The sequence below is a fragment of the Arthrobacter sp. TWP1-1 genome (genome assembly GCF_049897845.1).
In the GTDB taxonomy this organism is placed as follows: Bacteria; Actinomycetota; Actinomycetes; order Actinomycetales; family Micrococcaceae; genus Specibacter.
In genome coordinates this window covers 17,993-43,951 of sequence record NZ_JAFCXC010000004.1, presented here as the reverse complement: position 1 = coordinate 43,951, position 25,959 = coordinate 17,993, and the positions used below count along the sequence as shown (strand labels likewise).

Here is a 25,959-nt window from a genome sequence, read left to right as displayed (position 1 = left end):
TGGAGAAGGTCATGAAGGCGATAGTTACAACGGGCGCAGGTGGGCCGGAGGTGCTGGCACTAGCTGAGGTCACGGCTCCCGTTCCGGGCCCGGGTGAGGTCCTCATTGACGTGATTGCCGCAGGAATCAACCGCGCAGACGTGCAACAGCGCCGCGGTTTTTACCCTCCACCGGCTGGTGCCTCAAATATTTTGGGCCTAGAAGTCTCGGGGCGGATCGCAGCTTTCGGGCCTAACGTGACGCGTCCCTTTAGCCTCGGCGAGAAGGTTGTGGCCTTGCTCACAGGAGGTGGATATGCTGCCCAGGTGGTGGTTCCGGCCGGGCAAGTGCTCGCCCTGCCTGACGGAATTGATGTGATCTCGGCCGCTGCCCTGCCGGAGGTGGCAGCCACCGTGCACTCGAACTTGTTCATGACGGCGCAGCTGCGGGCCGGTGAAACCGTTCTCATTCACGGCGGCGCTGGCGGCGTAGGTGCCATGGCCATTCAGCTCGCCAAGGCTGCCGGTGCCCGCGTCATTGCCACTGCGGGTAGCGACGAGAAGGTTGCCATGCTCACCAGCTACCTCGACGTTGACATGGCCGTCAACTATCGCACCGAGGATTTTGTGGAGCGAGTCAAGGCGTTCACCGAGGGTCATGGTGCCGACGTCATTTTGGATGTTGTGGGCGCCAAATACCTAGCCCGCAATGTTGAGGCGTTGGCCACCTATGGCCGCCTTGTGGTCATTGGCCTTCAGGGAGGTGCGACGGCGGAACTCAACTTGGGAGCCCTCCTCACCAAGCGCGCGGCCATCATCGGCACCACGCTCCGTGCCCGGTCCGTTGAGGAAAAGTCGGCCATCATGGAAGAAGTCCGCGCTCATGTGTGGCCCCTGGTTACCAGCGGCGCCGTCAAGCCCATGGTGGACAAGACGTTCCCGCTGGCGCAGGTCGCGGCCGCGCACGACTACCTCGATTCGGGTTCGCATGTCGGCAAGGTGCTGCTGACGCTCTAGCGCAGGGTGTGGCCGCTGTGCGGGGAGCGCGGGGGCCGTGCACCAAAGGCCATCCGCCCCCAATTCTGTGTGGCAGTTGTTGCTGTAGAAACCCCGATTCTTGGCGTTTCAGCAACAACAACTGCCACACAGATTTTCACTGGTATGAAGCACGACGGCGGGACTCGTCCCCTCCGGCGCAACGGCAGCTCCCGCCGTCGGACGTCGTCCGGCAAAGCCGTCGTCGGGAATCAGACCTTTCGTCGCAAAATCACTACCGCTTGCAGATTTTCGGCCATGATTCATGCCACAGTGTGAATGTGACGTGCAGCCTATGACTAATCTCAGGTGGCCGTAATTGCAGACTTATTGAAGTATTAACGTAGGGGAAAACATGACAGTGCCGTCAAACAGAGTTGGCGATCCAGCCGATGTCTTGATCCAGGACCCGGAGCTGCCGCCCGTGGCCGTGGACCTCGAAGCGGAAGCGGAAACCCAGAAATGGACGCCACTGAAGATTGCCATTTGGGCAGCCATCGCGCTGCTCGGCGGTGTGGCCTGGGTGGTTCTGGCCGTTGTTCGCGGTGAAACCGTCAACGCCATCTGGTTTGTCTTTGCCGCTGTCTGTACCTACCTGATCGCCTACCGCTTCTACTCAAAGGTCATTGAAAAGTTCCTCCTCAAGCCCAACGACAAGCGAGCAACTCCGGCCGAATACAAGGCCGACGGCAAGGACTTTGTCCCCACGGACCGCAACGTCCTCTTTGGGCATCACTTCGCCGCCATTGCCGGCGCCGGCCCGTTGGTCGGGCCCATCCTTGCAGCCCAGATGGGTTACCTGCCCGGCACCATCTGGATCATCCTCGGCGTCGTGCTTGCCGGTGCGGTCCAGGATTACCTGGTTCTGTTCTTCTCCATGCGCCGCGGCGGACGCTCCCTGGGCCAGATGGCACGCGAGGAACTCGGCGTCGTCGGCGGTACTGCCGCGCTGATCGCCACCCTGCTGATCATGATTATCATTGTGGCCATTCTGGCGCTCGTTGTTGTCAACGCCTTGGGCGAATCCCCGTGGGGCGTGTTCTCGGTGTCGATGACCATCCCGATCGCCCTGTTCATGGGTGTTTATCTGCGTTTCCTGCGTCCGGGCAAGGTCATGGAAGTATCCCTGATCGGCGTGGTCCTGCTGCTCGCTGCCATCATTGGCGGCGGCATGGTTGCGGCCACCGAGTGGGGTTCGGACGTATTCCACCTTGACCGCACAACGCTCGCCTGGTGCATCATCGTTTACGGTTTCATCGCCGCGATCCTCCCTGTCTGGCTATTGTTGGCCCCGCGCGATTATCTCTCCACATTCATGAAGATCGGCACCATCGTGATGCTGGCCGGCTCCATCGTGCTGGTCCGCCCCACCATCAACGTCCCCGCGTTCAGCGAATTCGCCGGACGCTCGGACGGGCCCGTATTCTCCGGTGCCTTGTTCCCGTTCCTGTTCGTCACCATCGCCTGCGGTGCGCTTTCCGGCTTCCACGCCCTGATCGCGTCCGGAACCACGCCGAAACTGATCGAAAAGGAACGCCAGGCCCGCTACATCGGCTACGGCGGAATGCTCATGGAGTCCTTCGTGGCGATCATGGCACTCGTCGCCGCACTGTCCATCGACCGCGGCATCTACTTCTCCATGAACGCATCCGGCGCAGCCACGGGCGGCACCATCGAAGGTGCCGCGGCATTCGTGAATTCGCTGGGTCTGACCGGCGTGCACGTTGACCCGGCCACACTTGCCCAAACCGCGTCCGACGTCGGCGAAGAGTCGATCGTCTCGCGCACCGGCGGCGCCCCGACCCTTGCCGTGGGCCTGGCCCACATCATGCAGCAGGTGGCCGGCGGGCAGTCCATGATGAGCTTCTGGTACCACTTCGCCATCATGTTCGAGGCCCTGTTCATCCTCACCGCGGTCGACGCCGGAACCCGCGTTGCGCGGTTCATGTTGCAGGATTCCATCGGCAACTTTGTGCCGAAGTTCAAGGACACCTCCTGGCGCCTGGGCTCGTGGATCACCACGGCCATCATGGTGGCCGGCTGGGGCGCCATCCTCATCATGGGTGTCACGGATCCGCTCGGCGGCATCAACACCTTGTTCCCGCTGTTCGGCATCGCCAACCAGTTACTGGCCGCCATTGCACTGGCCGTTTGCCTGGTCATCGTTTCCAAGAACACCCACGTGAAGTACCTGTGGATGGTTGCGCTGCCGTTGGTGTTCGTCACCGTCGTGACCGTGGTGGCTTCCTTCCAGAAGATCTTCTCCACCGTTCCGGCCGTGGGCTACTGGGCACAGCACAACGCATTCAAGCAGGCGCTGGCGGATGGCAAGACGAGCTTCGGTTCGGCCAAGAATGTCGAGGCCATGGAGGCTGTTGTCCGCAACACCACCGTTCAGGGCACGTTGTCCATCATCTTCGTGGTGCTCTCACTTGTGGTGATTACGACGGCGATCCTGGTCACCGTGCGCTCCATCAAGGCTGGCGGTGGAACCAGCAAGGAGGACCCTGCGGTTGTCTCGCGGATCTTCGCACCGGCTTCCATTGCGCCCAGCGCAGCGGAAAAGGCTCTCATGAAGGAATGGGCCGAATCAGGCAAGCAAGCAGCACGGACCGGGCACTAGCCATGAACGTGTTGCGCCGCGCAGCCAGTGGGGTGGGAGCCGTGGGACGGTACCTCAAAGGAGTCCTGGGGGAGGACTCTTATGAGCGCTACCTCGAACATCACCACGCCACCGGCTGCGCGGTGCAGCCTCTGACTGTCAAGGAGTTTTGGCGGGACAAGATGGACCGCCAGGACGCCAATCCGGAAGGCCGTTGCTGCTAGCGTGCTGTGAAACTTGACAGTGCGGGACGGATCCGGCGGGCTCGTGAGAGACTGGCTTCATGAGTGACGAAGCGAAGAAGCCGGCCGCTGACCAACCGGCCGAAGGGAAAATCGTGGAGAGCTCTGCTGCCACGAAAGATGTTGTGCCCGAGGCTGCGCGGAAGCCGGCCAGCGTGGCAGACATGGTGGACCAGCCCGACAAGGTCATGCGCATTGGAACCATGATCAAGCAGCTGCTTGACGAGGTTAAAAGCGCGCCCTTGGACGACGCCGCCCGGTCCCGCCTCGCGGAGATTCACCAAGCATCCATCAAGGAACTTGAAGACGGTCTTGCGCCTGAATTGGTTGATGAACTTCACCGGCTCAGCCTGCCGTTCACCGAAAAAACGGCACCCTCGGATGCAGAGTTGCGGATTGCCCAGGCACAGCTCGTGGGGTGGCTTGAGGGCTTGTTCCACGGCATTCAAACAGCGTTGGCCGTCCAGGCCATGGCCAACCAGCAAACGGCTGCCCGCCTTGCACACCACCAGCTGCCACCCGGAACAGTGCTCGCTCCCGGAGTTATTGTGGGCGAGAACGGCGAGCCGCAGCGTGCGCCGTCCGGGCAACAGTCTGCAGGGGCACACTCCGGCGATTCCGGGTTTGGACGGCAGGAATCCGCCGACCCCGGGCAGTACCTATGACAGGCATGTTCAAAGGATTTTTCTCAGCTTCCCGCCAAGCCAAACTCGACGACGCCGAACTCGGCAAAGGCGTTTGGCGACGCACCCACGACAGGTTCCAGCGCGGGCTAGACCGTTTCCACCAAATGCTCGAAGGCTTGGAAGAAGCAGTAGCCGCGCCCAACCAGAGTGAGGCGCAAGCGCAGGCCAACTATCAAGCCATGGTGGCCGTGGCGAACGATCTCGCCGAACTGCTCCCCGCCGTGCGAGCCATCGCGAGAGAAGCGCAAATGGCCGGCCCCAGCGACGGCATGGAAATTCCCACCGGCACCGGCGGTTATCTCAACGATGTCCACCGCGAACTTTCCCGGGCAGGCAATGCCCTTGCGGCAACAGCGGAGGCACTCGCCTTGCTGAGGTTGGGCGCGGGGGAGGTGTCCGGCGTCGAGCTTAAGGCAGCAATTGTGCACCAGCAGGTGGACCGGGCGCGGGACTTGCTCAACACAAGGAAATCTACCGACGGGTAGCAGCATTTTCAGGCTAAACCACCACCAATTAAAGTGATCAATATCACAATTGGCACTTTGGCGAGGGTAGCCTGCCCTGTCATGGATTACGATCAATTTGCATTCGCTAATTATTATTGACGCCGAAGGGCTCCCATGAAGACCTGGTTTACCAAGAAGCAGTTCAGCAAGACCGCCGTGGCCGTGTTGGCCGGCGCATCAGTCTTGGCACTTGCCGCGTGCGGTGGCTCCACCACTCCGGCGGAAAGCAGCGGCGCTGCTGGCGGCGCGGGCGACACGATCACCGTTTACAACGCTCAGCACGAATCCCTCACACAGGCGTGGGTGGATGAGTTCACGAAGGAAACCGGAGTCAAGGTCACGCTGCGTCAGGGCAGCGACCTTGAACTGAGCAACCAGATCATCGCAGAAGGCGCCAAGTCGCCGGCCGATGTGTTCCTGACCGAGAACTCCCCGGCCATGACGCAGGTTGAAAACGCCGGCCTCTTCGCCGACACCAGTGCCAAGGTTCAGGAGCAGGTGCCCGCAGAATACCGTCCCTCCACGAACAAGTGGACCGGTATCGCCGCCCGCAGCACCGTCTTCGCCTACGACACCACCAAGCTGAGCGAAGACAAGTTGCCTGCGTCCATCATGGATCTGGCTCTGCCGGAGTGGAAAGATCGCTGGGCCGCATCACCGTCGGGCGCCGATTTCCAGGCCATCGTCTCGGCCATGCTTGAGCTCAAGGGTGAAGACGCCACCGCGTCTTGGTTGAAGTCCATGAAGGAAAACTCCAAGGCCTACAAGGGCAACTCCACGGCCATGAAGGCTGTCAACGCCGGTGAAATCGAAGGCGCTGTCATCTACCACTACTACTGGTTCGGCGATCAGGCCAAGACCGGTGAGAACTCCAAGAACGTAGGCTTGCACTACTTCAAGAACCAGGATCCGGGCGCGTTTGTCTCCGTTTCCGGTGGTGGCGTTTTGGCCTCCAGCACGCACCAGGACAACGCCGCGAAGTTCCTCGAGTTCGTCACGGGCAAGGCCGGCCAGACCGTCCTGCAGACCGGTACCAGCTTCGAGTACCCGGTTGGTTCCGAGGTTGCGGCCAATGACAAGCTGACTCCGCTTGCGGATCTGCAGGCTCCCGCAATCGATGCGGCCAAGCTGAACTCCACCAAGGTCACCGAACTGATGACGGCTGCCGGGCTACTCTAGAGTCAATGACTTCACAGCAAAGTACGACGGCGGCTGGCTCGCCGGGTGCCAAAAACTCGCGTAATACTGTTGGGGGCCGGGGCTCACGCCTCGGCCCTTGGCCTGTCGTCGTACTTTGCGTACTGATCGCCGCGTTCTCCCTAGTACCGCTGGGGTATGTCGTGGCGGCCACCGCCAACACTGGGTGGGACACCATGATTGCTTTGGTGTTCCGTCCGCGTGTTGGCGATTTGCTGCTTAACACTCTGGCGCTGGTGCTCATCACCGTGCCACTGTGTGTGGTGATTGGCGTTGGCGGGGCGTGGCTCGTTGAACGAACCCGCTTGGCCGGACACAAGGTTTGGGCCGTGCTGCTCGCCGCGCCGCTGGCGATCCCGGCGTTTGTGAACAGCTACGCCTGGGTCAGCGCCATTCCATCGTTGGGCGGCATCTTCGGCGGGGTCCTGATCTCCGTGCTTTCCTACTTCCCGCTCGTCTACATTCCCGTGGCTGCCGTGTTGAGCCGCTTGGATCCGGCCCTGGAGCAATCCGCCGCGTCCTTGGGTCTTAGTCCTTGGCGCGTGTTCTTCCGGGTAGTCTTGCCGCAATTGCGCCTGGCTACAGCTGGCGGAGCCCTGTTGGTATCGCTACACCTGCTGGCCGAGTACGGTGCGTTCGCCATGATTGCATTCGACACCTTCACCACCGCGATCTACGACCAGTTCAGGTCAACATTCAATGGGGCCGCGGCCAACATGCTGGCCAGCGTGCTCGTCCTTTTTTGTCTGCTGCTGTTGCTGGCCGAATCAAAGTCGCGAGGCAGCGCCCGCTACGCCCGCATAGGTTCCGGCGTGCAATCCAGCCCGCGCCGACTTTCCTTGGGCTGGTACCAAATTCCCGGGCAACTTTTGCTGATTGCCGTTTCCCTCCTGGCTCTTGGCGTGCCGCTGTGGCATGTAGGCCGGTGGGTCCTCGCCGGTGGTGCTGCCATCTGGGAAGGTCCGGCCCTCATCAACGCCTTGCTGCTGACTCTTGGATACGGCCTGGCCGGAGCCGTGCTGACGACCGTATTGGCCTTCCCCCTGGCGTATCTGGTGATCCGCCATCCTGGACCGTTCAGCAAGCTTCTGGAGGCTGTCAACTACATCTCCAGTTCCATGCCGGGCATTGTGGTGGCGCTGGCCCTCGTGACCATTACCGTTCACAACATTCCGGCCATCTACCAAACCTCAGTGGTGCTGGTTGCTGCCTACGCATTGCTCTTCATGCCGAGGGCTCTTGTGAACCTGCGGGCCGGCCTGGCGCAGGCGCCCGTTCAGTTGGATGAGGCTGCGCAGGCTCTGGGGAAGCCGCCACTGCTGGCCTTCTTCCTGGTCACATTGCGGTTGTCCGCTCCGGCTGCCGCTGGCGGTGCCGCACTCGTGTTCCTTGGCATCGTCAACGAACTGACGGCCACGTTGTTGTTGGCGCCCAACGGCACCCGTACGCTTGCCACCCAGTTTTGGTCCCTTAGCAGCGAAATTGATTACATGGGCGCGGCACCGTATGCCCTGCTGATGATTGTGCTCTCGGCGCCCATGACGTATTTACTCTTTGTGCAATCCAAGAAAGCCGCGGGACAATGACCACCCAGCCCAACAACTCTCACGACCACCTGCAGGTTCGAGACATCCGCAAGAGCTTTGGTGGCACCGAAGTACTCAAAGGCGTGGACCTCGCAGTTGCTGCCGGACGCACCACGGCCATTGTGGGCCCCTCGGGTTCGGGCAAGACCACACTCTTGCGTTTGATCGCTGGCTTCTCGGCTCCCGATTCTGGACGGATTGCCCTGGGTGGCGCCGAGGTTGCCGGCTCAGCCAAGTGGGTTCCGGCGCACAAACGCAGCGTGGGCTACGTTGCTCAGGACGGGGCCTTGTTCCCACACCTGAGCGTTGGTGCCAACATTGCCTTCGGCCTGCCACTGCGCGGCAAGGCAGCAGCGCTGCGGGTGGGGGAGCTGCTCGAGATGGTCTCCATGGACCGCTCCTATGCCAAGCGCCGCCCGCACCAGTTGTCCGGTGGCCAACAACAGCGCGTGGCCCTGGCCCGCGCCCTGGCCCGACAGCCCGAACTAATGCTGCTGGATGAACCCTTTAGCGCCCTCGACGCGGGCCTTCGGGTTGCCACGCGCCGGGCCGTTTCCCAAACACTTGAGCAAGCCGGGGTCACCACTATCTTGGTGACCCACGATCAAGCCGAGGCCTTGAGCTTCGCCGATCAAGTTGCCGTCATGCGTGATGGACAGCTGGCCCAGATCGGCAGCCCGTTCGTTGTTTATACCCGCCCCTCGGACAGGGCCACGGCAGAGTTCCTCGGAGACGCCGTCATTCTGGAAGCGTGGATGGAGGGGTCCCTAGCGCTGTGTTCCCTCGGCGGTATTCCGGTGCGCCGCCCACCTGCACAGGGCAAGGTGCACCTGATGCTGCGCCCCGAACAAATCCGGATCGCCAACGGCGGGCCCATCCGCGGTCGTGTTGTGGACACCGATTACTTTGGACCCGAGACGACCGTGCGGATTCAACTGGAACCCATCCAGAGCGACCCCGAGCATCCTCTCGATCCGCACCAGCCTGTCGGCGGGGAGATCATCAGCATTAGGCACTGGAACGCCATGCTGGCGCGTCCGGGGACCGAGCTGTCCCTGAAAGTTGTGGGCGAAGGCGTCGTTTTCCCCTGGGATAGCTGACGCGCTCACACCCAAAAATGCCATAGCTTGACGTCAAGCTATGGCATTTTTTGGAACGACCACTAGAACTCGCCATGCGCAAAATTGGCCGAGTTAACCAAAAAACCCCGCCGTGGCGGGGTTTTAGTGGAGCCTCCAAACAGAATCGAACTGTTGACCTTTTCATTACGAGTGAAACGCTCTACCAACTGAGCTATGGAGGCCTGTGTTCCGCTACGACCCGAACCGGGTTGATGTGCTGAACACAAGTAACAACTCTAATATGCGCGGGCCGGATGTACAAAATCGGCCGGCCCGCGCCCACGCTTAAATCAGCAGTTGGTCCCGGACGCGGGAACTTTTCCATCAACGAAGTAGTCGTCAACCGTGGACATCAAGCAGTCGTTGGCACGGCCGTAAGCCGTGTGGCCATCGCCCTTCCACGTGACCAGCACGCCAGAATCCAGCTGCTCGGCCAGTGACTGTGCCCAGGAGTAGGGCGTTGCCGGGTCGCCTGTGGTGCCAATGACCAGAATGGGGCCGGCGCCTGCTGCGGCGATCGGGGCAGGATCGCCAGTGGCGGGGTAGGGCCAGTATTTGCAGGTCAATCCCGAGTACGACAACAGATCCCCAAAGGTCGGAGCGGCCTTCTTCAACAGTTCAGCCTGCTCGCGCATGTGTGCGGTGTCCGTGTTCATCGGGTAGTCAAGGCAGTTGATCGCCGTAAAGGCCGCGGACGTATTGGAGTTGTAGACACCACTCGAATCGCGGTCGGCCGAGAAGTCGGCCAGCATGAGCATGCCGGAGGCGTCTCCGGCAAAGGCCTGCGTCAACGCCCCCTTCAGCGGCTCCCACAAATCGGTGGAGTACATACCAAAGGCCAACGCTCCAGTGAACTCGGTGCCCGTCACAAGCCGGCCCTCAGAAGTTTGCTGCGGGAGCGACTTATGGAGGGCAATGAGCTGTTGAATCTGCGACATGGCGTCATCCACAGTTCCGGACACGGGGCAGTCGGTGCCGGCGAGGCAATCGGCGGCCCAGGCGCGCAACGCGTTCTCGAAGCCAACGGCCTGGCCCATGGATACCTCGTCAATGTCCAAGCCGGGATCCATGGCGCCGTCCAGGGAGAACTTCCCCACGCGGTCAGGGAAAAGCCCGGCGTAGGTGGCGCCCAGCTTGGTGCCGTAGGAGAAGCCCATGTAGTTCAGCTGCTTGTCGCCAACGATGGCCCGCAGGATGTCCAAGTCCTTAGCAGAGCTGACGGTGTCGATGTGGGCCAGTTCGGACCCAGAATTTTGCTGGCACAGTTCCGACTGCTTTTTCGTCTCGGCTTCTGCGGCGGCAAACCCTGCATCGGTGGAGAGATCGAAGTTCTGCTGCCGGGCGGCGTCCGTCTGGGCGGCGTCCAAGCACTTTACCCCGGCCGAACGCTGAACCCCTCGCGGATCAAATCCCACCACGTCGTAGGCGCCGCGGAGCTTGTCCGAGAAATAGGAGGTGGCCCCGTCCTTGACCATGTCCACTCCAGAAGCGCCGGGACCGCCCGGGTTGACCAGCATGGCGCCCAACCGATTCCCACTTGCGGGAAGCCGAATCGCGGAGAGCTTGATGGAATCATCGCCAGGCTTGTCATAGTCCAAAGGAACTTTCACCTCGGCACATTGAAAACCGCCGTTGCAGGAGGTCCACGTGACCGGCTGCGTGTAAAAGTCCAGCAGCTCCGCGGGAACGTCGCCAACAATCTCGGCCGACGCTGCCGTCTCCGTGCTCTTCTCCGGAGCCAGCACGGAGCAGGAGCTCAGCAAGAGCGCCCCGATGCTGGCCGCAGCCGCGAGAATCAGGCGGTGGCGCCGTCGAACATTACCAAAAGGCATACGGGAGTCCTTCACGGGTTAGAGCAGGCTGACTGCCATGGCTTCAAGAGCCAGCAGCGGGGCAACATTGGTGGTGGTGAGTCGGCGGCGGGCGGCATTGACGGCGTCCAGGCGCTCAAGGGTGGCTTCGGGGCGGGCTCGGGCGGCAAACTCCACCAGGGCGGTACGCAGCGGTTCGTTGACCAGCTCAACAGATGCACGCTCGACGTCGGAGCCTCCTCGGGCGTCCAGCTGCAGTACCAGCACATCCCGGTAGAAGGACAACAGGTCCGTCAGAGCACGGTCCAGATGGTCCGTCACGGAACGCTTGGCGCGGCGCTTTTGGTCTTCTTCAAGGGCACGGACCTGGCTGCGCAGGGAAGGCGGCAGCGTCCCGGTCTCGGGTGCGCCAAGGTTTCGCAGCAGCGTGGCCTTCTCAACGGCGTCGCGCTCTTCATTGGAGGAGGCAGCCTCGGCCTGGGCCAATTCCAGCAGTGAGGCCGCGGCCATAACGGCGGTGGTGACGTCGCGCAGGTTCAGCGGAAGCCGGACGGTGGCGTCACGGCGTTCCCGCGCTCCTGAATCGGTGGCCAGACGGCGGGCAATGCCGATGTGGCTTTGCGCGGCCCGGGCGGCCGTCAGTGCCAGCTCCGGGTCAATGCCGTCGCGGCGCACCAGAAGGGCCGCAACATCGGCCACGGGAGGCAGTCGCAGCGTCAGGGTGCGGCAGCGCGAACGGATCGTGACTAGGACATCGGCGGGGCTGGGTGCACACAGAATCCAGATGGTGCGTGGTGGCGGCTCTTCGATGGCCTTCAGTAACACGTTGGTGGTGCGCTCGGCCATGCGGTCGGCGTCGCCCACGATCATGACGCGCCAACGGGCCGAGGAGGGGCTGTCGTGCGCCTTGCGCACCAGGGCTCGGGATTCCTCGATGGTGATGGTGGTTTTCTCTGTGGCCACAAACGTCACGTCAGCATTGGTGCCGTTCATGGTGGTGTGGCAGGCCTTGCACACACCGCAGCCACGCGCGGCCAATTCGGGCTGTTCGCACACAAGGGCGGCGGCAAAGGCCAGCGCCGCATTGGAACGCCCTGAACCTGGTGGGCCGGTCAAAAGCCACGCGTGCGTAGGGGCGCCGGACTGCGCGGCCCGGCGCAGCTGCGCCACCACGGATTCCTGTCCCTGAAGATCAACCCAGACGCTCATGCGGTCCCAAGGAGTGCATTGATACGGTCGCGGATGACCTGCGCCAGCTCGCTAACGGCGCCATCGGCGGGGAGTACAAGGTAGCGCTGCGGGTTGGCTTGCGCCAATTCCAGGAACGCCGCACGAATCGTGGCATGGAAGTCATCGGGTTCGGACTCCATCCGGTCCTCGGCAGCATCGCCGGCCGTGCGCCGTTCGCGGCCCTCCGCGGGTGAAACGTCCAGCAAGACGGTGAGGTCCGGCCACAATCCGCTCGTGGCCCAGTCATTGAGCTTCACGATTGCCTCCGTGCCCAGCCCGCGGCCGGCACCCTGGTAGGCAATGGATGAATCCGCGTACCGGTCGCTAATGACAATCTCGCCGCGCGCAACGGCGGGGGCGATGACCTGCGTGGCGTGGGCAGCCCTAGCAGCGGCGAAGATCAGAGCCTCGGTCTTGGCATCAATCTCGCCTTGACCGTGCTCGAGCACCAGCGAGCGCAGCTTTTCGCCTACTGGAGTCCCGCCCGGCTCACGGGTGCGCAGAACTGTTCGTCCGGCGTCGGACATGGCCTGGGTGAGCAAAGCGGCTTGGGTGGATTTTCCCGCACCGTCGCCACCTTCAAAAGCAATAAAGAGGCCCGGCTGTTGGGCAGAAGAAAGAGTCACTCCACCACACTACCGGCCGAAGCTGGATGGATCCTTGGCCGCGCCGGGCCCCGCGGCGGGTTGTCCACAGGGACAGTTATCCACATTATTGAGCGCCAAGGTCATATTGGGCTTGGATGAACCGCAGCCGGTCTACGCTGGACGTTATGACGTACCAGCCTTCCGCGCACCCAGACCAACTCAGCCCCGACACACTGGTGGTAGCCGCAGGGAGGCCGGCGCGCGAGCACGACGCCCCCGTGAACCCGCCGATCGTCTTGTCCTCGACTTATGTTGGCACCGGCACGGTCGTGGATGGAGACAGGGCCTATGGGCGCTACTCCAACCCCACCTGGGATCCGCTGGAAGAGGCGTTGTCCCAGCTGGAAGGCGCAACGCTTCCCGGGTTGATCTTCAGCTCCGGTCTTGCCGCAGTTTCCGCTGCCTTGTCATTGATTCCGGCTGGCGGCATACTCGTGATGCCGATCCACTCGTACCAGGGTGCGCTGGTCATGGCGCAGGAGCTGGAGGCCAAGGGGCTGTTCACGCTGCGAACCGTCGACATCGCCAACAATGACGAGGTCATTGCCGCGCTTACCGGTGCGGGGGAGAAGGCTGCAGACATGCTGTGGCTGGAGAGCCCCACCAACCCCATGCTGGAGGTGGCCGACATCCACGTCCTCTGCCGCTCCGCCCAAGCAGTCGGCGCCGTGGTTGTCACTGACAACACCTTCTCCACGCCGCTAGTGCAAAAACCGCTCGATCTTGGCTCGGACATCGTGCTGCACTCCGTCACCAAGTACCTGTCCGGGCACTCCGACGTCATCATGGGCGCCCTCGTGACCTCCAACCCGGAGCTGCGCAGCGCCCTGCTCCACCACCGCTCCATCCATGGCGCCATCGCCGGACCCTTCGAGGCCTGGCTCGCCCTGCGCGGATTGCGCACCCTTGCTTTGCGGGTTGAGCGCTCGCAGGCCAGTGCCCTGGAACTGGCCACCCGTTTGGACGCGCACGACGGCGTGAGCCGGGTTTTGTTCCCCGGCCTACCTTCGGATCCGGGGCACCTCCGGGCCAAGGCCCAGATGACCGGTTTCGGCTCGATCCTGTGCATCGAAGTTGCTGGCGGTGAGGAAGCGGCGGAGGCCTTGGTTGAGGCGCTGCGCCTGTGGACACCGGCCACCTCACTGGGTGGTGTGGAATCACTGATCGAACGCCGTCGCCGCCATGCGAACGAGCCCGTTTCTGTTCCAGCGAATCTGCTGCGCCTGAGCGTTGGCATCGAAAACGTTGAAGATCTCTGGGTTGATCTGGAGCAGGCACTGGCCAAGGTGACACCAGCCGCGTAGCCACTTGCGGGTGGCTCGTTCCGGGTGAAAGCCGTCACTTCCATCCGCCGCGGTGCCCTGTAAGCTTGTTGTGTGCTCACTTTATTGAACTATGTGGAGTTTTTCGTTCTGGTTGCCCTGGGCCTCGTGGCGTTGGGCATTCAGGTGTGGGCCCTGAGCGATTGCCTGCGCACCTCGGCCAGTGACTTTGAGCGCGTGTACAAGCGGACCAAGACGTTTTGGATGGCACTGACCGGCGGTGCCGTATTCTTTGGCGTCCTGTACATCATTGGGCCACTCATGACCCTGACGGTTCCCTCGATTGGCATGGGCCTGATCTTGAGCCTTGCCGGCGTTACGGCAGCCGGAGTCTATTTGGCCGATGTTCGTCCGGTACTGGTTGAGGTCCGCGGCCGCGGCAAGGGCCAGCAAAACCGCGGCACCTCCTGGTAAGCACGCTCTCGCACAACCAGGCCTAGTTACAACACGTTAGTCACAGCGCAGCTAGTCACAGCACGTGCGTGGCGGTTCCTGTCACCGTGATGCCGCCTTCGGCAGGGATGCTGACATGCAGAATGCAGGACCTTCCCACATGCTGCCCTTGGCGGATGACCAGCGTTGAAGGTGTTTGCACGGCCTTGAGGGTGCGGAGGTAGGCGCCGGTCGAGGCTGCGGCCGAACCCGTCGCCGGATCTTCCCTAATTTCACCCACCGGGAACAAGTTCCTGGCTTCAAGCTCCATGGGCTCGGTGGACGCCACCCAGAGCACGGTGACGGTGCCGGCCCAGCCTTGTTCATCCATCAGGATCCGCAGTCCCGGCGCATCAAAGTCGAAGCCGTCAAAGGCTTCCTTCTCGTGCACAACGATCACCGGATGCGTGTTGCCCGCAAAGGCTAGCTTGGCCGGATAATCCGGGTGTAGCTGGTTGGCGTCGAGCGAAAGCAGGGCCAGTAAACGCTCCAGTACTGGCGGCGAGATCTCGGTGACGGCTGGCTCAACACTCGTGAATGAGGCCGTCATGCCTTGCGCGGATTCGGTGGTTTCCAGAACTATCTCACCGGCGGACGTGAGGAGGGAGAATGCGCCGGGACCATACTTTTCGGCAAGGGCCACTGCCGTTGCCACCGTCGCATGGCCACAAAAGGGGACCTCGGCGCCGGGGGAGAAGTAGCGGATCCGAGCGCCTCGGTTGGCGTCAAGTGCGGTGGTGACAAAGGCGGTTTCGGAGTAGCCCAGTTCCCGAGCCGTTCGAAGCATCTGTTCATCGCTGAGCCCTGCAGCCTCGAGGACCACTCCGGCCATATTGCCGCCGCCGGGGCCATCGGCGAACGCTGCAAGGTGGAGAACCTCGGGAAATGCGGTACCGGTCATGGTCTGCTCCGTTCGTCGCTCAGGAATCGAAAATATCTAGACAGTCTCGCCGATCGGAACGTCTGGATCAACGGCGGTCCAAGCTACGGTCAACTCGCCCAAACGCCAACGGGAGGGTGCGCGCACAACCGGCCATCCGTCGTCGTACATGGCTTTGCACATACGCAGCCAGCGCTGCCGGTTGCCGAAGGGTGCCAGCGTGGCGCCGGCGAGCCAGTGTTTATCCAGGGCTTGTAGGAATCGGTGGATTCGCTCGCCCGGCATGTTGTGGTGGATGAGCGCCTTGGGCAGCCGTTCGGCGACGTCCGAGGGCAGCTCGAAGCCGCCAAAACGCATGGAAAGTGTCAGGGATTGCGGGCCGTCAACGCCGAGGGCAACCCAGGTGGTCCGGCGGCCGATCTCATCGCAGGTGCCGTCAACGAAGATGCCTTGAGGTGTCAGGCGGGAGCACACGGTGGCCCAGATGAGGCGGACATCGGCCTCGTCATACTGGCGCAGAACGTTGAAGGCGCGCACCATGGTGGCGTTGCCGGCAACCGGAATTTCAAAGCCGCCAACCCGGAAGTCAAGGCCCTCGTGTTCCAAGGGTTTAGCGATGCGGACACGCTCGGGTTCAATCTCGATGCCGGTCACATGGGCACTGGGGCAAACGGCGTGGATGCGTGAATAAAGTTCGACGGCGGTGGCCGGGGATCCGCCGTAGCCAAGGTCAACCACCAGCGGGTTTGGCTCCGTGGAGAGTCGCCAGGCCTGTGGGCCAGCCAACCAGCGGTCAACACGCCGTAACCGGTTGGGGTTGGTGGTGCCGCGGGTGACATTGCCAAAGGGTTTGTTGCGTTGGCGTGCCGTCTGTGCGGATCGTGAACCCTGAGTCGAGGGGTCGTTGGAGGCACCCTTGACCCGCTGCGCACGTTGAACCACAGAACAAGTTTAGAGGTGCGCCGCAGGAGACCCTGACCAGGAGCGGCGGCCCCGGACCCTGAAACTATGCGCCAGACCCGCGGTGGGTTTTGCGCATGAGTGTTTATGCGCAGAACTCACGGCGGGTTGAACACATAAGTTCAGGGTCAGGCCCGCAGAAGTCGAAGCGCCGCGTAGCAATTCGGGCCCTCCAGCACTGCCCGGTAGGATGAAAGCATGACTTATACGCTGATTTTGCTACGCCATGGCCACAGTGAGTGGAACGCCAAGAACCTGTTCACCGGATGGGTGGATGTAGACCTGAACGAGCAGGGCCTCGCCGAAGCCGCACGCGGTGGTGAGCTGCTGGTCGAGAACAACATTCTGCCGGACGTGCTGTACACCTCGCGCCTCAAGCGCGCCATCAACACCGCCAACATTGCGTTGGATAAGGCCGATCGTGGCTGGATCGACGTCAAGCGCGACTGGCGCCTGAACGAACGCCACTACGGCGCATTGCAGGGCAAGGACAAGGCACAGACCTTGGCCGAGTTCGGCGAAGAGCAGTTCATGGAATGGCGCCGCAGCTACGACACCCCGCCGCCGGCCCTGGCTGACGACAGCGAATTCTCACAGGCTCACGATCCCCGTTACGCCGACCTGGGCGATGCCCTGCCGCGCACCGAGTGCCTCAAGGACGTTCTCGTCCGCCTGCTGCCCTACTGGGAATCAGACATCAAGGTTGACCTCAAGGCCGGCAAGACCGTTCTGGTCACGGCCCACGGCAACTCGCTGCGCGCCCTCGTCAAGCACCTGGACGGCATCTCAGATGACGCCATTGCATCCCTGAACATCCCCACGGGCATCCCGCTGGTGTACGAACTGGACGAAAACTTCGCCCCCATCACCCCTGGTGGCAAGTACCTGGACCCGGACGCCGCTGCGGCATCCATCCAGGCAGTTGCCAACCAGGGCAAGAAGTAACGCAAGCTTTCCCAAGAACGACGGCGGGTCCCCCTTCATGTGAAGGGGGGACCCGCCGTCGAACTTTAAGCGCGCCCACCTCAGACGCCTAAGTATGGCCCAATGAAAAATGCGCCCGCCTCCCAAAAATGCACCCCGTAGAACGGGCTCATTAGTGGGAGACGGGCGCATTTTTGCAACGCCACCGGGAAAGTTAGCCGGCGAGGAAGTCCTCGGGCTGCCATGCGCCGGTGACAAGGTAGGAAACCTTGCGGGCAACGGAGACGCCGTGGTCGCCGAAGCGCTCGAAGTAGCGGCTGGCCAGGGTGACATCAACGGTGGTGGCCGGGGTTTCCGTCCATTCCGGTGCGGCCATCGTGGTGAAAACGCTCTTGTGGAGCTTGTTGATCTCGATCTTGGCCGCGGAAATGTCGGCCACGAGATCCAAGTCACGGGACTCGAGCAGTTCGGTGACCTTGGTGGCAATGATCATGTCCTGGCGGGCCAACTCGGCGAACGTTTCCTGCAACTGTGCGGGGATGACGGTGTTCGGGAAGCGCAGGCGAGTCAGCTGAGCGATGTGCCGGGCCAAATCGCCCATACGCTCAAGCGAGGCGCTCATGCGCAGTGAGCCCACGATCATGCGCAGATCGCTGGCAACCGGTCCCTGCAACGCCAAAACGTCGATGGCGCGCTCGTCCAAGTCATTCTGGAGGAAGTCGATGCGGGCATCCGCGGCGATAACTTCCTGGGCCGCTTGGAGATCGGCCGCGGCAAAGGCTGTAGAGGCCTTGGTGACGGCTTCTCCAACCAGGACGGAAATCTCGATGAGTCCTTCGCCGATCTGGTGAAGTTCGGCCTGGAAAACTTTACGCACGCGTGTGTCCTTTCATGGGCAGGGCAAAAGGGGCCCTAACTACGTCTCAGCATGACATTGAAAGGTAAACGGTGCAGCACCTAGAGGTGAACGTTAGCTGAACGGGTGCCGCCAAGTGCTTGTTTTGCTCATTTTAGGGCGTATACAGCTTAGGCTGGTTGCGTGGATCCCTTGGTAGTTGGACTGATAGCCGGGCTCATTGGCCTAGCCATGGGCGTATTTGGCATGTTCGCATTCAGCGTCAGTGACCGCTCGCGCCGCCATACCGTGGAGATTACCGAGCCAACATTGCCCGACGGCGCGGCCGAGGTTCTCTCTGTGGTGGGCAAGGCGTACATCGTCATTGACACGGTCGACGGCGTGGTGCGCGCCAGCCCGGGTGCCTACGCTTATGGACTTGTTCGCGGGCACACTGTGGTCCACAGAGAATTGCTTGAATTGGCCCACCGGGTACGCCGGGATGGTGTCATTGAAGAAAAAGACCTGATCCTGCCCCGTGGCGCCTTGCCGGCAGCCGCCAATGCAGCTCATTCGGTGCCGGACGGCAACAATGAGGCACATACGGTCCACGACTCCTCGAGCGCGCAGGGGGGAACCCCGGGGCAGGGAACGCTCGTGGTTCAGGTCCGCGTGGCACCGCTGACGGAGGAGTACATCTTGCTCCTGGCGGACGACCGCACCGAGATCGCCCGCACCGAGGCGGTCCGCAACGACTTTGTGGCAAACGTTTCCCACGAGCTCAAGACGCCCGTCGGCGCCATCTCGCTGCTGGCCGAGGCCCTCGTAGCTGCGCCGGAAGATCAGGCAACTGTTCGGCGCTTCGCAACCCGGATGATGACCGAATCGGCGCGTCTGGCGGCGCTTGTGCAGGACATTATCGAGTTGTCCCGGCTCCAGGGTAAAGATGTTGCTCGCGTTGCCCTGGCGGTGGATATCAACGCCGTGATTGCCGAGGCCGTGGACAGGACACGCTTGCCGGCCCAGAGCAAAAACATCACCTTGGCGGTCGGCGCCGCGCAGCCGGCTCTGGTTTATGGTGACCAGCCGCAGCTGGTGACGGCGCTGCGCAACTTGATCGACAACGCTGTGCGCTACTCACCGGACAACACCCAGGTGGGAATCGGGCTGCAGGTGAGCGACGGCGTCGTCTCCGTCAGTATCTCCGATCAGGGTGATGGCCTCTCGCCGCAGGAGCAGGACCGAATCTTCGAACGCTTCTACCGCGTCGATGCCGCCCGCTCGCGTCACACCGGCGGCACCGGCCTTGGCCTGAGCATCGTCAAGCATATTGTGAGCAACCACGGCGGTGAGGTGACACTGTGGTCGACCCCGAAGCTGGGTTCAACCTTCACCGTCCGGCTTCCCCAACTTTCCACTCCAACGTCCGACGGCGGAAGTCACCACCGCGCCGACCGGCACCTCGGCCTGATCTAAAGGAGCGCACCCAGCGTGAGCAGAATCTTGATTGTCGAAGACGAGGAGTCCATTAGCGACCCCCTGTCATTCCTTCTTGGCAAGGAAGGATACGAGGTGCAGGTCGTGGACAACGGCCTTGACGCACTCGTGGAATTTGAACGCAACGGCGCTGACTTAGTGCTGCTCGACCTGCAGCTGCCGGGCATGAGTGGCACCGAGGTGTGCAAGCACCTACGCCAACGTTCCACGGTCCCCATTATCATGCTGACGGCCAAGGACTCCGAGATCGACAAGGTTGTTGGGCTGGAGCTGGGCGCCGATGACTATGTGACGAAGCCTTATTCCTCCCGTGAGCTGATCGCCCGAATCCGTGCCGTCCTGCGACGCCAGACGGAACCTGAAGAGCTCATGGATTCCACGGTCCATGCTGGCCCGGTCCGCATGGATGTTGAGCGCCACGTGGTCAGCGTTCTTGGTGACACTGTGGCTTTCCCCTTGAAGGAATTTGAGCTCCTTGAGATGCTGCTCCGCAATGCCGGCAAGGTTCTCACCCGCGGCCAGTTGATCGATCGCGTGTGGGGCTCGGACTACGTGGGCGACACCAAAACGCTGGATGTGCACATCAAACGGCTGCGCAGCAAGATCGAGCCTGATCCGGCAGCCCCGAAGTTCCTGGTGACGGTGCGCGGCTTGGGCTACAAGTTCGAGTCCTAAGGATTCCAGCTTTTTGTGCACACTCTTGTCATAAATGCGTCACATGAGTGAAAAAGTTCAATTTTGATTGCCCCTGAGTGATCCGCGTCATACGCTGTGACGGATAACATAGGGGCTGGCCTCGGTGGCAGCATCAAGATTTGAGGTACTTCAAATATGTCTGCACACTCATCGAGGCCACCATCCCAACCCCGGCGCATCAAGGCGACGGCGCTGATGGCCACGGCCGCGCTAGGGCTGATGGCGATCGCCAGCCCAGCGCTGGCCACGGCCGCTCCGGCCGAAACGGCTGAATCGGCGCTTCCGGCGGTAGCGCAGGCGGCCGAGCTCGCGGCGACGGCCGGGAACAAGATCAACTTCCCTGGCAACGATGGCCAGGCCCACCAGGTCACCTATGACCCGAAGTCGTTCATGGTTGATGGTGAGCGGCTCAACGTGTGGTCGGGGGAGTTTCATTACTGGCGCCTCCCTGGTACAGATGACTGGCGAGACATGTTCCAGAAAATGCGCGCGAACGGCTTCAACGCTGTCTCGCTGTATTTCTTCTGGGGCCTGCATTCCACCGAGTCGGGAAAGTTTGATTTCACAGGCATCAAAGACATCGAGCTGCTGCTGACCATGGCCGAGGAGGAGGGCCTGTACGTCATCGCACGGCCCGGGCCGTACATCAATGCCGAAGTCTCCATGGGTGGTCTCCCTGCCTACCTCACCAAGAGCGGGGCCGGTGGACTGCGAAGCACGGATCCGGAGGCTCTCAGCGAGTCGTTGAGCTGGATCAACGCGTTTAATGAAATCGCCGTCAAGCACCAGGTCACCGACGGCGGCGGTTCGATCGTCACCTACCAGGCCGAGAATGAACTGCTCAATGAGAGCGGTGACCGCCCGGCGTTCATGAAGGAACTGGTCACCCAGATTAAGGGTGATGGGATCACCGTTCCGGTGTTCCACAACGATTGGGGCTTCAACGGCGCCTACGTTCCAGGGAGCACCACGGCCGGCGGAAATGTTGGCCTGGACTACTACGCGTTCGACCAGTACCCGCTCGGCTTCACCTGCTCGAACACGCGCGGGCAGATCCAAGACATGGAGACCCGCTTCCGCGCACGCACCGCCACGAGCCCCATGTTCATCGCCGAGGGTCAGGGCGGTGCCTTCACCCCTTGGGGTGCCAGCTTCAACACCGATCGCTGCGCCGAATTTGTTGACCCCGCATTCACCCGCCAATACGGGGTGAACAACCTCAACAACGGCATCAATATGTTCAACTACTACATGGAATACGGCGGCACGAACTGGGGCTGGACCGGATCGCCGTCGTCCGGCTTTACCTCCTACGATTACGGCGCGGCCATCAACGAGGACCGCCAGCTCACGCCCAAGGCGGCAGTGCAGAAGGAGCTCGGCTACTTCCAACGCGACTTCACACCCATCTCTAACATGGTTCCCCAGGACGGTGCTCCGGTGACAGTTGACGGCGGCGTGGGAAATATCAATTCCTACCAACGCATCGCCACAGAAAACCTGACCGCCGATTCGGTGACAGGCAACGGCACCCGTTACCTCGGCTTCCGCCAGGCCGACAGCAACAGCACCGCGGAACTGAAATACACCGTTCCGCTATCGCTTGCGCCGCGTGAAGAAGTCACAGTGGCCAGCTACACGAACGATGACACCGACACCACGGCCATCACATATACCGGGGCGTGGGAACATGCCACGGGCAAAGCCTGGACTGCCAACGATTACAAAGGCACCGAGACGTTCAGCGCAACTACGGGCGATTCCCTGGAATACAAGTTCACGGGTGCCGGCATCAAGGTCATCTCCCCGCAGTCCATCAACCATGGCTACGGCGATGTATTCATTGATGGCGTCAAGGTCGGCCAGACCAACACCTTCCGCGGCCAGAACGCCGCTTACCAGTACGTCTCCTTCCAGAAGGAGGGGCTGGACCCCACTGTTGAGCACACGCTCAAGATTGTGGTGACGGGTCAGAAGGATGCTGGCAGCTCGGGCACCTTCGTGAGCGTTGACGCATTTGACGTCATCGCCGCCCCGACGCAGGCCACCTCCGTGAAGATCGACGACGTCGACCCCAAGATCGCGTTCTCGAAGACCTCCGCCGGCGTTTCGCAGTGGAACCACGAGACGGGTAAGAACTGGACCATCAAGGACTACCTGGGCACGGAAACCTCCAGCAATGTCACCGGCGCGTCCTACGAATACACGTTCAGCGCCGCCGATGTCCGACTGATTTCTCCGCGTTCCACCAATCACGCCAAGGCCGATGTTTTCATTGACGGCGTCAAGGCGGGCGAGACCAACACGTACATCCCCACACTGCCCAGCCAGGCCCAATTTGTGGCCTTCGAAAAGACCGGCCTCGACCCTAACGTCGAGCACGTCATCAAGGTGGTCAATACCGGTGTGAAGGGTGACCCGGCCGCCGTTGGCACTTTTATTGCCATTGACGCGATCGAGACCTCCACACCCTCCACCACCCCCGAGGCTCCGGCCGACGCCATCACCTTCGACCGCGTGCCGCAAAAGGCCGGGACGTTCCTGAACCTGCACGGCCGCGACGCCGCCATGGTGATCGCCGATTACGCCTTCGACGGTCAGAAGCTCATGTACAGCACGTCCGAGCTATTCACGAAGATGCCTGTCACCGGTGGCACCTTGCTGGTGCTCAACGGTGCCAAGAACGACGCCGGAGAAACAGTTCTCCAATACGCCTCGGCTCCCACGGTGACTACTTTGGGCGGCACGCCCGTGGAATCTGTCTGGGATGACGCGAGCAAGACCTTGCGTCTGAACTACGTTCACGGCGCGGGTACCTGGGTCAAAATCACCGGCGGCGGTGCACCGGAGCTGACCATCGTCACCACCGATCGCAGCGCCACGGCGCTGCAGTGGACGGTGGAAGGCGCGGTCACGGGCGGAACCACGAACAAGACCGCCATGGTCACCGGTGTTGATCTCTTGCGCTCGGTGGAGTTCACCGGCGACACCGTCCACCTGGTGGGCGACACGAAGGCTGCTCGCACCATCGGCATCTATGTTCCGGCAGGCATCACCAAGGCCACGTGGAACGGCCAACCGTTGGCTACGACGTCGGGCGCCAATGGCGAGCTGAACGCCAGCCTCGCCGGCCCGGCCCCTGCGGTATTGCCGGCGCTGACGACCTGGAAGGTTTCGGGCGAGAATCCGGAATCCGCCGTTGCCTTCGATGATTCAACGTGGCTCGAGGCCACGGCCACCACGGCGGCGAACACGCGTCAGGGCCCGGGCCCCAACCAGGGCAAGGTCCTGGACACCGCCTACTACGGTTTCTACGAGGGCGACACCTGGTACCGGGCACACTTCACTGCTTCCTCGGCTGCCACCAGCATTCAGCTGCGTGGACAAGGTGGCAGCGGCGCGAACATGCTGGTGTGGGTCAACGGTACTTACGTCGGAGCCACGGCGGCCAACGGCAGCATGCAAACCCTGCAGCTTCCCGCCGGCGTCATCAAAAACGGTGAAGATACGGTGGTTTCAGCTGTCGTCCGTAACCAAGGACAAAACCTTGACTGGTCCGATGACGGACTGTCCCGCCAAAACCGCGGCTTGTTTGATGCGATCCTGCCCAGCAGTGGCACGGTGACCTGGAAGTTGCAGGGTGCCAAGGACAAGGCTGCTCCGGTCGATACCGACCGCACCATGTACAACATCGGCGGCCTCTATGGCGAGCGTGCCGGCTGGTACCTGCCGAGTTACCCCGACGCACAATGGGCGGACAGCACCAGTCTCAAGCCCGCCAAGGCCGGCGTGACCTGGTACCGCAATACCTTTGATTTGGCGGTCCCGGCAGGTACCGACACCGCCTTGGCGTTGCAGATTAACGATGCCAAGTTTGAGAATGGCCGTCAGTCCTACGCCCGAGCCGTTATTTATGTGAACGGCTGGAACACTGGCACCTGGGTCGGCAATGTTGGTCCGCAGAGTCGGTTCACCATTCCCAGCGGCTTCCTGAACAAGTCGGGCGAAAACACGATTGCCATCGCGCTGACAACCGAACGCGACGCCCAGGGCCCGGATTCCATCACCCTGGTGGATCGCGGAACCAGCCTCGGCGGGGTGCCCACCACGCTGAACACGGCGCCGGATTACACCCTTCCCGTTGTTACGGCGGCCGCCGCGAAGTCCACGGTCGACGTCGGAGCGGACGCTGTTGTCAGCGGCACCTCGGCCCTAGCTGCGATTGGCAACGGTGCGTTGACGAAGGCTGTCGTAGATTTCGGCGACGGCACCGCTGCTGTGACCGTTCCTGTTGTTGACGGTAGCTACTCGGCTACGCACAGCTATTCGGCCAAGGGTGCTTTCACCGCCACGGCGGCCATCAAAGATGCGGTGTCCGGGTCGGTCCTTGGCACTAAAACCGTGGCAATCTCGGTCGCCGAGGTAGTAGCTCCGACGGAGAGCGCAACGCAGACACCGACGGCAACGGCTGTACCAACCGCAACCGCAACCGCGTCGGCCAGCGCCACGCCGTCGAACTCGGTGCCCTCGGATGGCGCGGCCGCCGTTACCTTGAGCTCGGGAACTTTGGCTCCGGGCGAGAAGCTCACGATCTCGGGTGTGAACTTCAAGCCGGGAACAGTGGCGGAATTTGTGTTGCATTCCAAGCCCGTGAAGTTGGGAACTGCCACAGTTGCGAATGACGGCACGGTGACCTTGAGCGTGAATCTTCCTGAGGATGTCTTAGCGGGTAAGCACACCATCGTTGTTGACGGCAAGGGGATTAATGGGAAACCGGTCAAGGTCCGTTCGCCGCTGACCATTAGTGCCTCGGGTTCGGTTACGCAGATAGAGCCGGTGCTTGTCACTACGAGCGTCAATGACAAACTGATTGGCCTGGCGTCCGTGCTGATCCTCGTGGCAGGCGTGGTCATCATGAGCCGTCGCCGGGCTAGTGGCCACTAGCGGCAGCAGTCATGAGCACGCGGTGGGCGCGGGAATGATGTCCCCGTGCCCACACGCAGGCTTAGACGTGTAGAAGCGAGTTTACGAAAGCTGTCGTAGACACAAGAAGGTCGTAGGCACAAAAAAGTGGGGCCGGTTGCATTCAATGCAACCGGCCCCACTTTTATGGGGAACTACGGAGCTGTTGTTGCCTCAGCGGTAGGCGACGCCGATGCGTCAGCTGTGGCTGACGCCGTCGGCTCCATGGTGGGTGCCGGAGTCGGAATCAGGTTCTTGTATTCCTTGAGCGTTCCGTCCATGACTGGAACCTGCAACGATGCGGTTTCGGTAGCGCCACCGGAGGTGCGCAGCTCAATGGTCTCGACCATACCCGGAGCGCCAGCAACGGTGCTCAGGATGGCGCTGTCGCTAGCGCTGTTCAGGACCGTTGGCACACCGGGCTTGACGGTGATTTCGGTTTGCGAGCCCTGGGCGCCGCTAATCGTCAGTGTGATGTCGGATTCGGACTGGTTGTAGAACGTTCCAGCCACGCGGCCCGGACCATCAGCAGCTTCGGAAACGATCAGTACGTTCCGCAATTCCAGCTGGCCCAGATCAAGACGGACTCCATCTGATGCGGAGTACACGCGGGTGGTGCTTTGCTCGTTGATGGCACTGCAACCGGTGAATGCCATGGCACCAATGCCGATGGCTGCAATCAGGCTCAAGCGTTGCGCTCGTTTGGTACCGCGGATGCCGGCAGCGATTCTCACGTCAGTAACTCCTCATGGAAAAGACAAAATATCTTTGCCCAGCTTATCCGTAATTGCGGCAAAAGTGCGCTTCGGT

Annotated in this window: 21 protein-coding genes and 1 tRNA gene; 14 read left to right on the top strand and 8 right to left on the bottom strand. The window is 61.9% G+C overall.

Annotated features, from left to right (window positions below; genetic code table 11):
- Positions 1–11: 11 nt before the first annotated feature.
- From ACP7B9_RS08930 to ACP7B9_RS08895, 8 genes are all read left to right on the top strand, one after another.
- Complete coding sequence (locus ACP7B9_RS08930) at positions 12–995, top strand: NAD(P)H-quinone oxidoreductase (RefSeq protein WP_425862621.1); 984 nt, start codon at positions 12–14, stop codon at positions 993–995.
- Between the two features lie 373 nt (positions 996–1,368).
- The gene (locus tag ACP7B9_RS08925) at positions 1,369–3,636 is read left to right on the top strand and encodes a carbon starvation CstA family protein (RefSeq protein WP_425862619.1); all 2,268 of its coding nucleotides are present in this window, start codon (positions 1,369–1,371) and stop codon (positions 3,634–3,636) included.
- 2 nt (positions 3,637–3,638) lie between these two features.
- A complete protein-coding gene (locus ACP7B9_RS08920) occupies positions 3,639–3,839 on the top strand; it encodes a YbdD/YjiX family protein (RefSeq protein WP_425862618.1) in 201 nt (66 codons plus the stop codon).
- A 59-nt stretch (positions 3,840–3,898) separates the two neighbouring features.
- Entirely contained in the window at positions 3,899–4,522 is a 624-nt protein-coding gene (locus ACP7B9_RS08915) for a bacterial proteasome activator family protein (protein ID WP_425862617.1), read from the top strand.
- Positions 4,523–4,527: 5 nt separating this feature from the next.
- A complete protein-coding gene (locus tag ACP7B9_RS08910; RefSeq protein ID WP_425862615.1) occupies positions 4,528–5,028 on the top strand; it encodes a hypothetical protein in 501 nt (166 codons plus the stop codon).
- Positions 5,029–5,163: 135 nt separating this feature from the next.
- Positions 5,164–6,228, top strand: coding sequence for an iron ABC transporter substrate-binding protein (locus ACP7B9_RS08905; RefSeq protein WP_425862613.1), 1,065 nt, complete (start codon positions 5,164–5,166; stop codon positions 6,226–6,228).
- A gap of 5 nt (positions 6,229–6,233) precedes the next feature.
- Entirely contained in the window at positions 6,234–7,832 is a 1,599-nt protein-coding gene (locus ACP7B9_RS08900) for an ABC transporter permease (protein ID WP_425862612.1), read from the top strand.
- Complete coding sequence (locus ACP7B9_RS08895) at positions 7,829–8,932, top strand: ABC transporter ATP-binding protein (RefSeq protein WP_425862611.1); 1,104 nt, start codon at positions 7,829–7,831, stop codon at positions 8,930–8,932. The genes ACP7B9_RS08900 and ACP7B9_RS08895 overlap by 4 nt, the downstream gene beginning before the upstream one ends.
- A gap of 127 nt (positions 8,933–9,059) precedes the next feature.
- Here the strand turns inward: ACP7B9_RS08895 and ACP7B9_RS08890 are convergent.
- The 4 genes from ACP7B9_RS08890 to tmk form a co-directional block, all read right to left on the bottom strand.
- A tRNA-Thr gene (locus ACP7B9_RS08890) sits at positions 9,060–9,135 on the bottom strand.
- 108 nt (positions 9,136–9,243) lie between these two features.
- The gene (locus ACP7B9_RS08885) at positions 9,244–10,785 is read right to left on the bottom strand and encodes an alpha/beta hydrolase (RefSeq protein WP_425862610.1); all 1,542 of its coding nucleotides are present in this window, start codon (positions 10,783–10,785) and stop codon (positions 9,244–9,246) included.
- A gap of 18 nt (positions 10,786–10,803) precedes the next feature.
- Entirely contained in the window at positions 10,804–11,973 is a 1,170-nt protein-coding gene (locus tag ACP7B9_RS08880) for a DNA polymerase III subunit delta' (protein WP_425862609.1), read from the bottom strand.
- Positions 11,970–12,620, bottom strand: a complete 651-nt coding sequence (gene tmk / locus ACP7B9_RS08875; RefSeq protein WP_425862608.1) for a dTMP kinase — start codon at positions 12,618–12,620, stop codon at positions 11,970–11,972. Before tmk ends, ACP7B9_RS08880 begins: the two co-directional genes overlap by 4 nt.
- Before the next feature lie 146 nt (positions 12,621–12,766).
- Here tmk and ACP7B9_RS08870 point away from each other — a divergent pair, with 146 nt between their 5' ends.
- The gene (locus ACP7B9_RS08870; RefSeq protein ID WP_425862606.1) at positions 12,767–13,945 is read left to right on the top strand and encodes a trans-sulfuration enzyme family protein; all 1,179 of its coding nucleotides are present in this window, start codon (positions 12,767–12,769) and stop codon (positions 13,943–13,945) included.
- Between the two features lie 72 nt (positions 13,946–14,017).
- Positions 14,018–14,377: a DUF2516 family protein gene (locus tag ACP7B9_RS08865; protein WP_425862604.1), complete on the top strand. Its 360-nt coding sequence runs from the start codon at positions 14,018–14,020 to the stop codon at positions 14,375–14,377.
- A 55-nt stretch (positions 14,378–14,432) separates the two neighbouring features.
- Here ACP7B9_RS08865 and ACP7B9_RS08860 read toward each other — a convergent pair whose 3' ends face one another.
- Together ACP7B9_RS08860 and ACP7B9_RS08855 are read right to left on the bottom strand one after the other, a co-directional pair.
- Positions 14,433–15,296: a PhzF family phenazine biosynthesis protein gene (locus tag ACP7B9_RS08860; RefSeq protein ID WP_425862602.1), complete on the bottom strand. Its 864-nt coding sequence runs from the start codon at positions 15,294–15,296 to the stop codon at positions 14,433–14,435.
- Between the two features lie 36 nt (positions 15,297–15,332).
- Complete coding sequence (locus tag ACP7B9_RS08855; RefSeq protein WP_425862601.1) at positions 15,333–16,217, bottom strand: class I SAM-dependent methyltransferase; 885 nt, start codon at positions 16,215–16,217, stop codon at positions 15,333–15,335.
- Between the two features lie 216 nt (positions 16,218–16,433).
- Here ACP7B9_RS08855 and ACP7B9_RS08850 point away from each other — a divergent pair, with 216 nt between their 5' ends.
- Positions 16,434–17,180: a phosphoglyceromutase gene (locus ACP7B9_RS08850; protein ID WP_425862599.1), complete on the top strand. Its 747-nt coding sequence runs from the start codon at positions 16,434–16,436 to the stop codon at positions 17,178–17,180.
- A 193-nt stretch (positions 17,181–17,373) separates the two neighbouring features.
- Here the strand turns inward: ACP7B9_RS08850 and phoU are convergent, their stop codons facing one another.
- Entirely contained in the window at positions 17,374–18,036 is a 663-nt protein-coding gene (gene phoU, locus ACP7B9_RS08845) for a phosphate signaling complex protein PhoU (protein WP_425862597.1), read from the bottom strand.
- A 162-nt stretch (positions 18,037–18,198) separates the two neighbouring features.
- Between phoU and ACP7B9_RS08840 the strand changes: the two genes are divergently transcribed.
- The 3 genes from ACP7B9_RS08840 to ACP7B9_RS08830 all read left to right on the top strand — a co-directional run bounded on the left by ACP7B9_RS08840 (position 18,199) and on the right by ACP7B9_RS08830 (position 25,131).
- Positions 18,199–19,470 carry a sensor histidine kinase gene (locus ACP7B9_RS08840; RefSeq protein WP_425862596.1) on the top strand — a complete coding sequence of 424 codons (1,272 nt, stop codon included), beginning with the start codon at positions 18,199–18,201 and terminating at the stop codon, positions 19,468–19,470.
- A 15-nt stretch (positions 19,471–19,485) separates the two neighbouring features.
- The gene (locus ACP7B9_RS08835) at positions 19,486–20,166 is read left to right on the top strand and encodes a response regulator (protein WP_425862595.1); all 681 of its coding nucleotides are present in this window, start codon (positions 19,486–19,488) and stop codon (positions 20,164–20,166) included.
- A 156-nt stretch (positions 20,167–20,322) separates the two neighbouring features.
- On the top strand, positions 20,323–25,131 hold the full coding sequence (locus ACP7B9_RS08830) for a beta-galactosidase (protein ID WP_425862593.1): 4,809 nt from the start codon (positions 20,323–20,325) through the stop codon (positions 25,129–25,131).
- Between the two features lie 173 nt (positions 25,132–25,304).
- Here ACP7B9_RS08830 and ACP7B9_RS08825 read toward each other — a convergent pair whose 3' ends face one another.
- The gene (locus ACP7B9_RS08825; RefSeq protein WP_425862592.1) at positions 25,305–25,883 is read right to left on the bottom strand and encodes a hypothetical protein; all 579 of its coding nucleotides are present in this window, start codon (positions 25,881–25,883) and stop codon (positions 25,305–25,307) included.
- Positions 25,884–25,959: the final 76 nt, after the last annotated feature.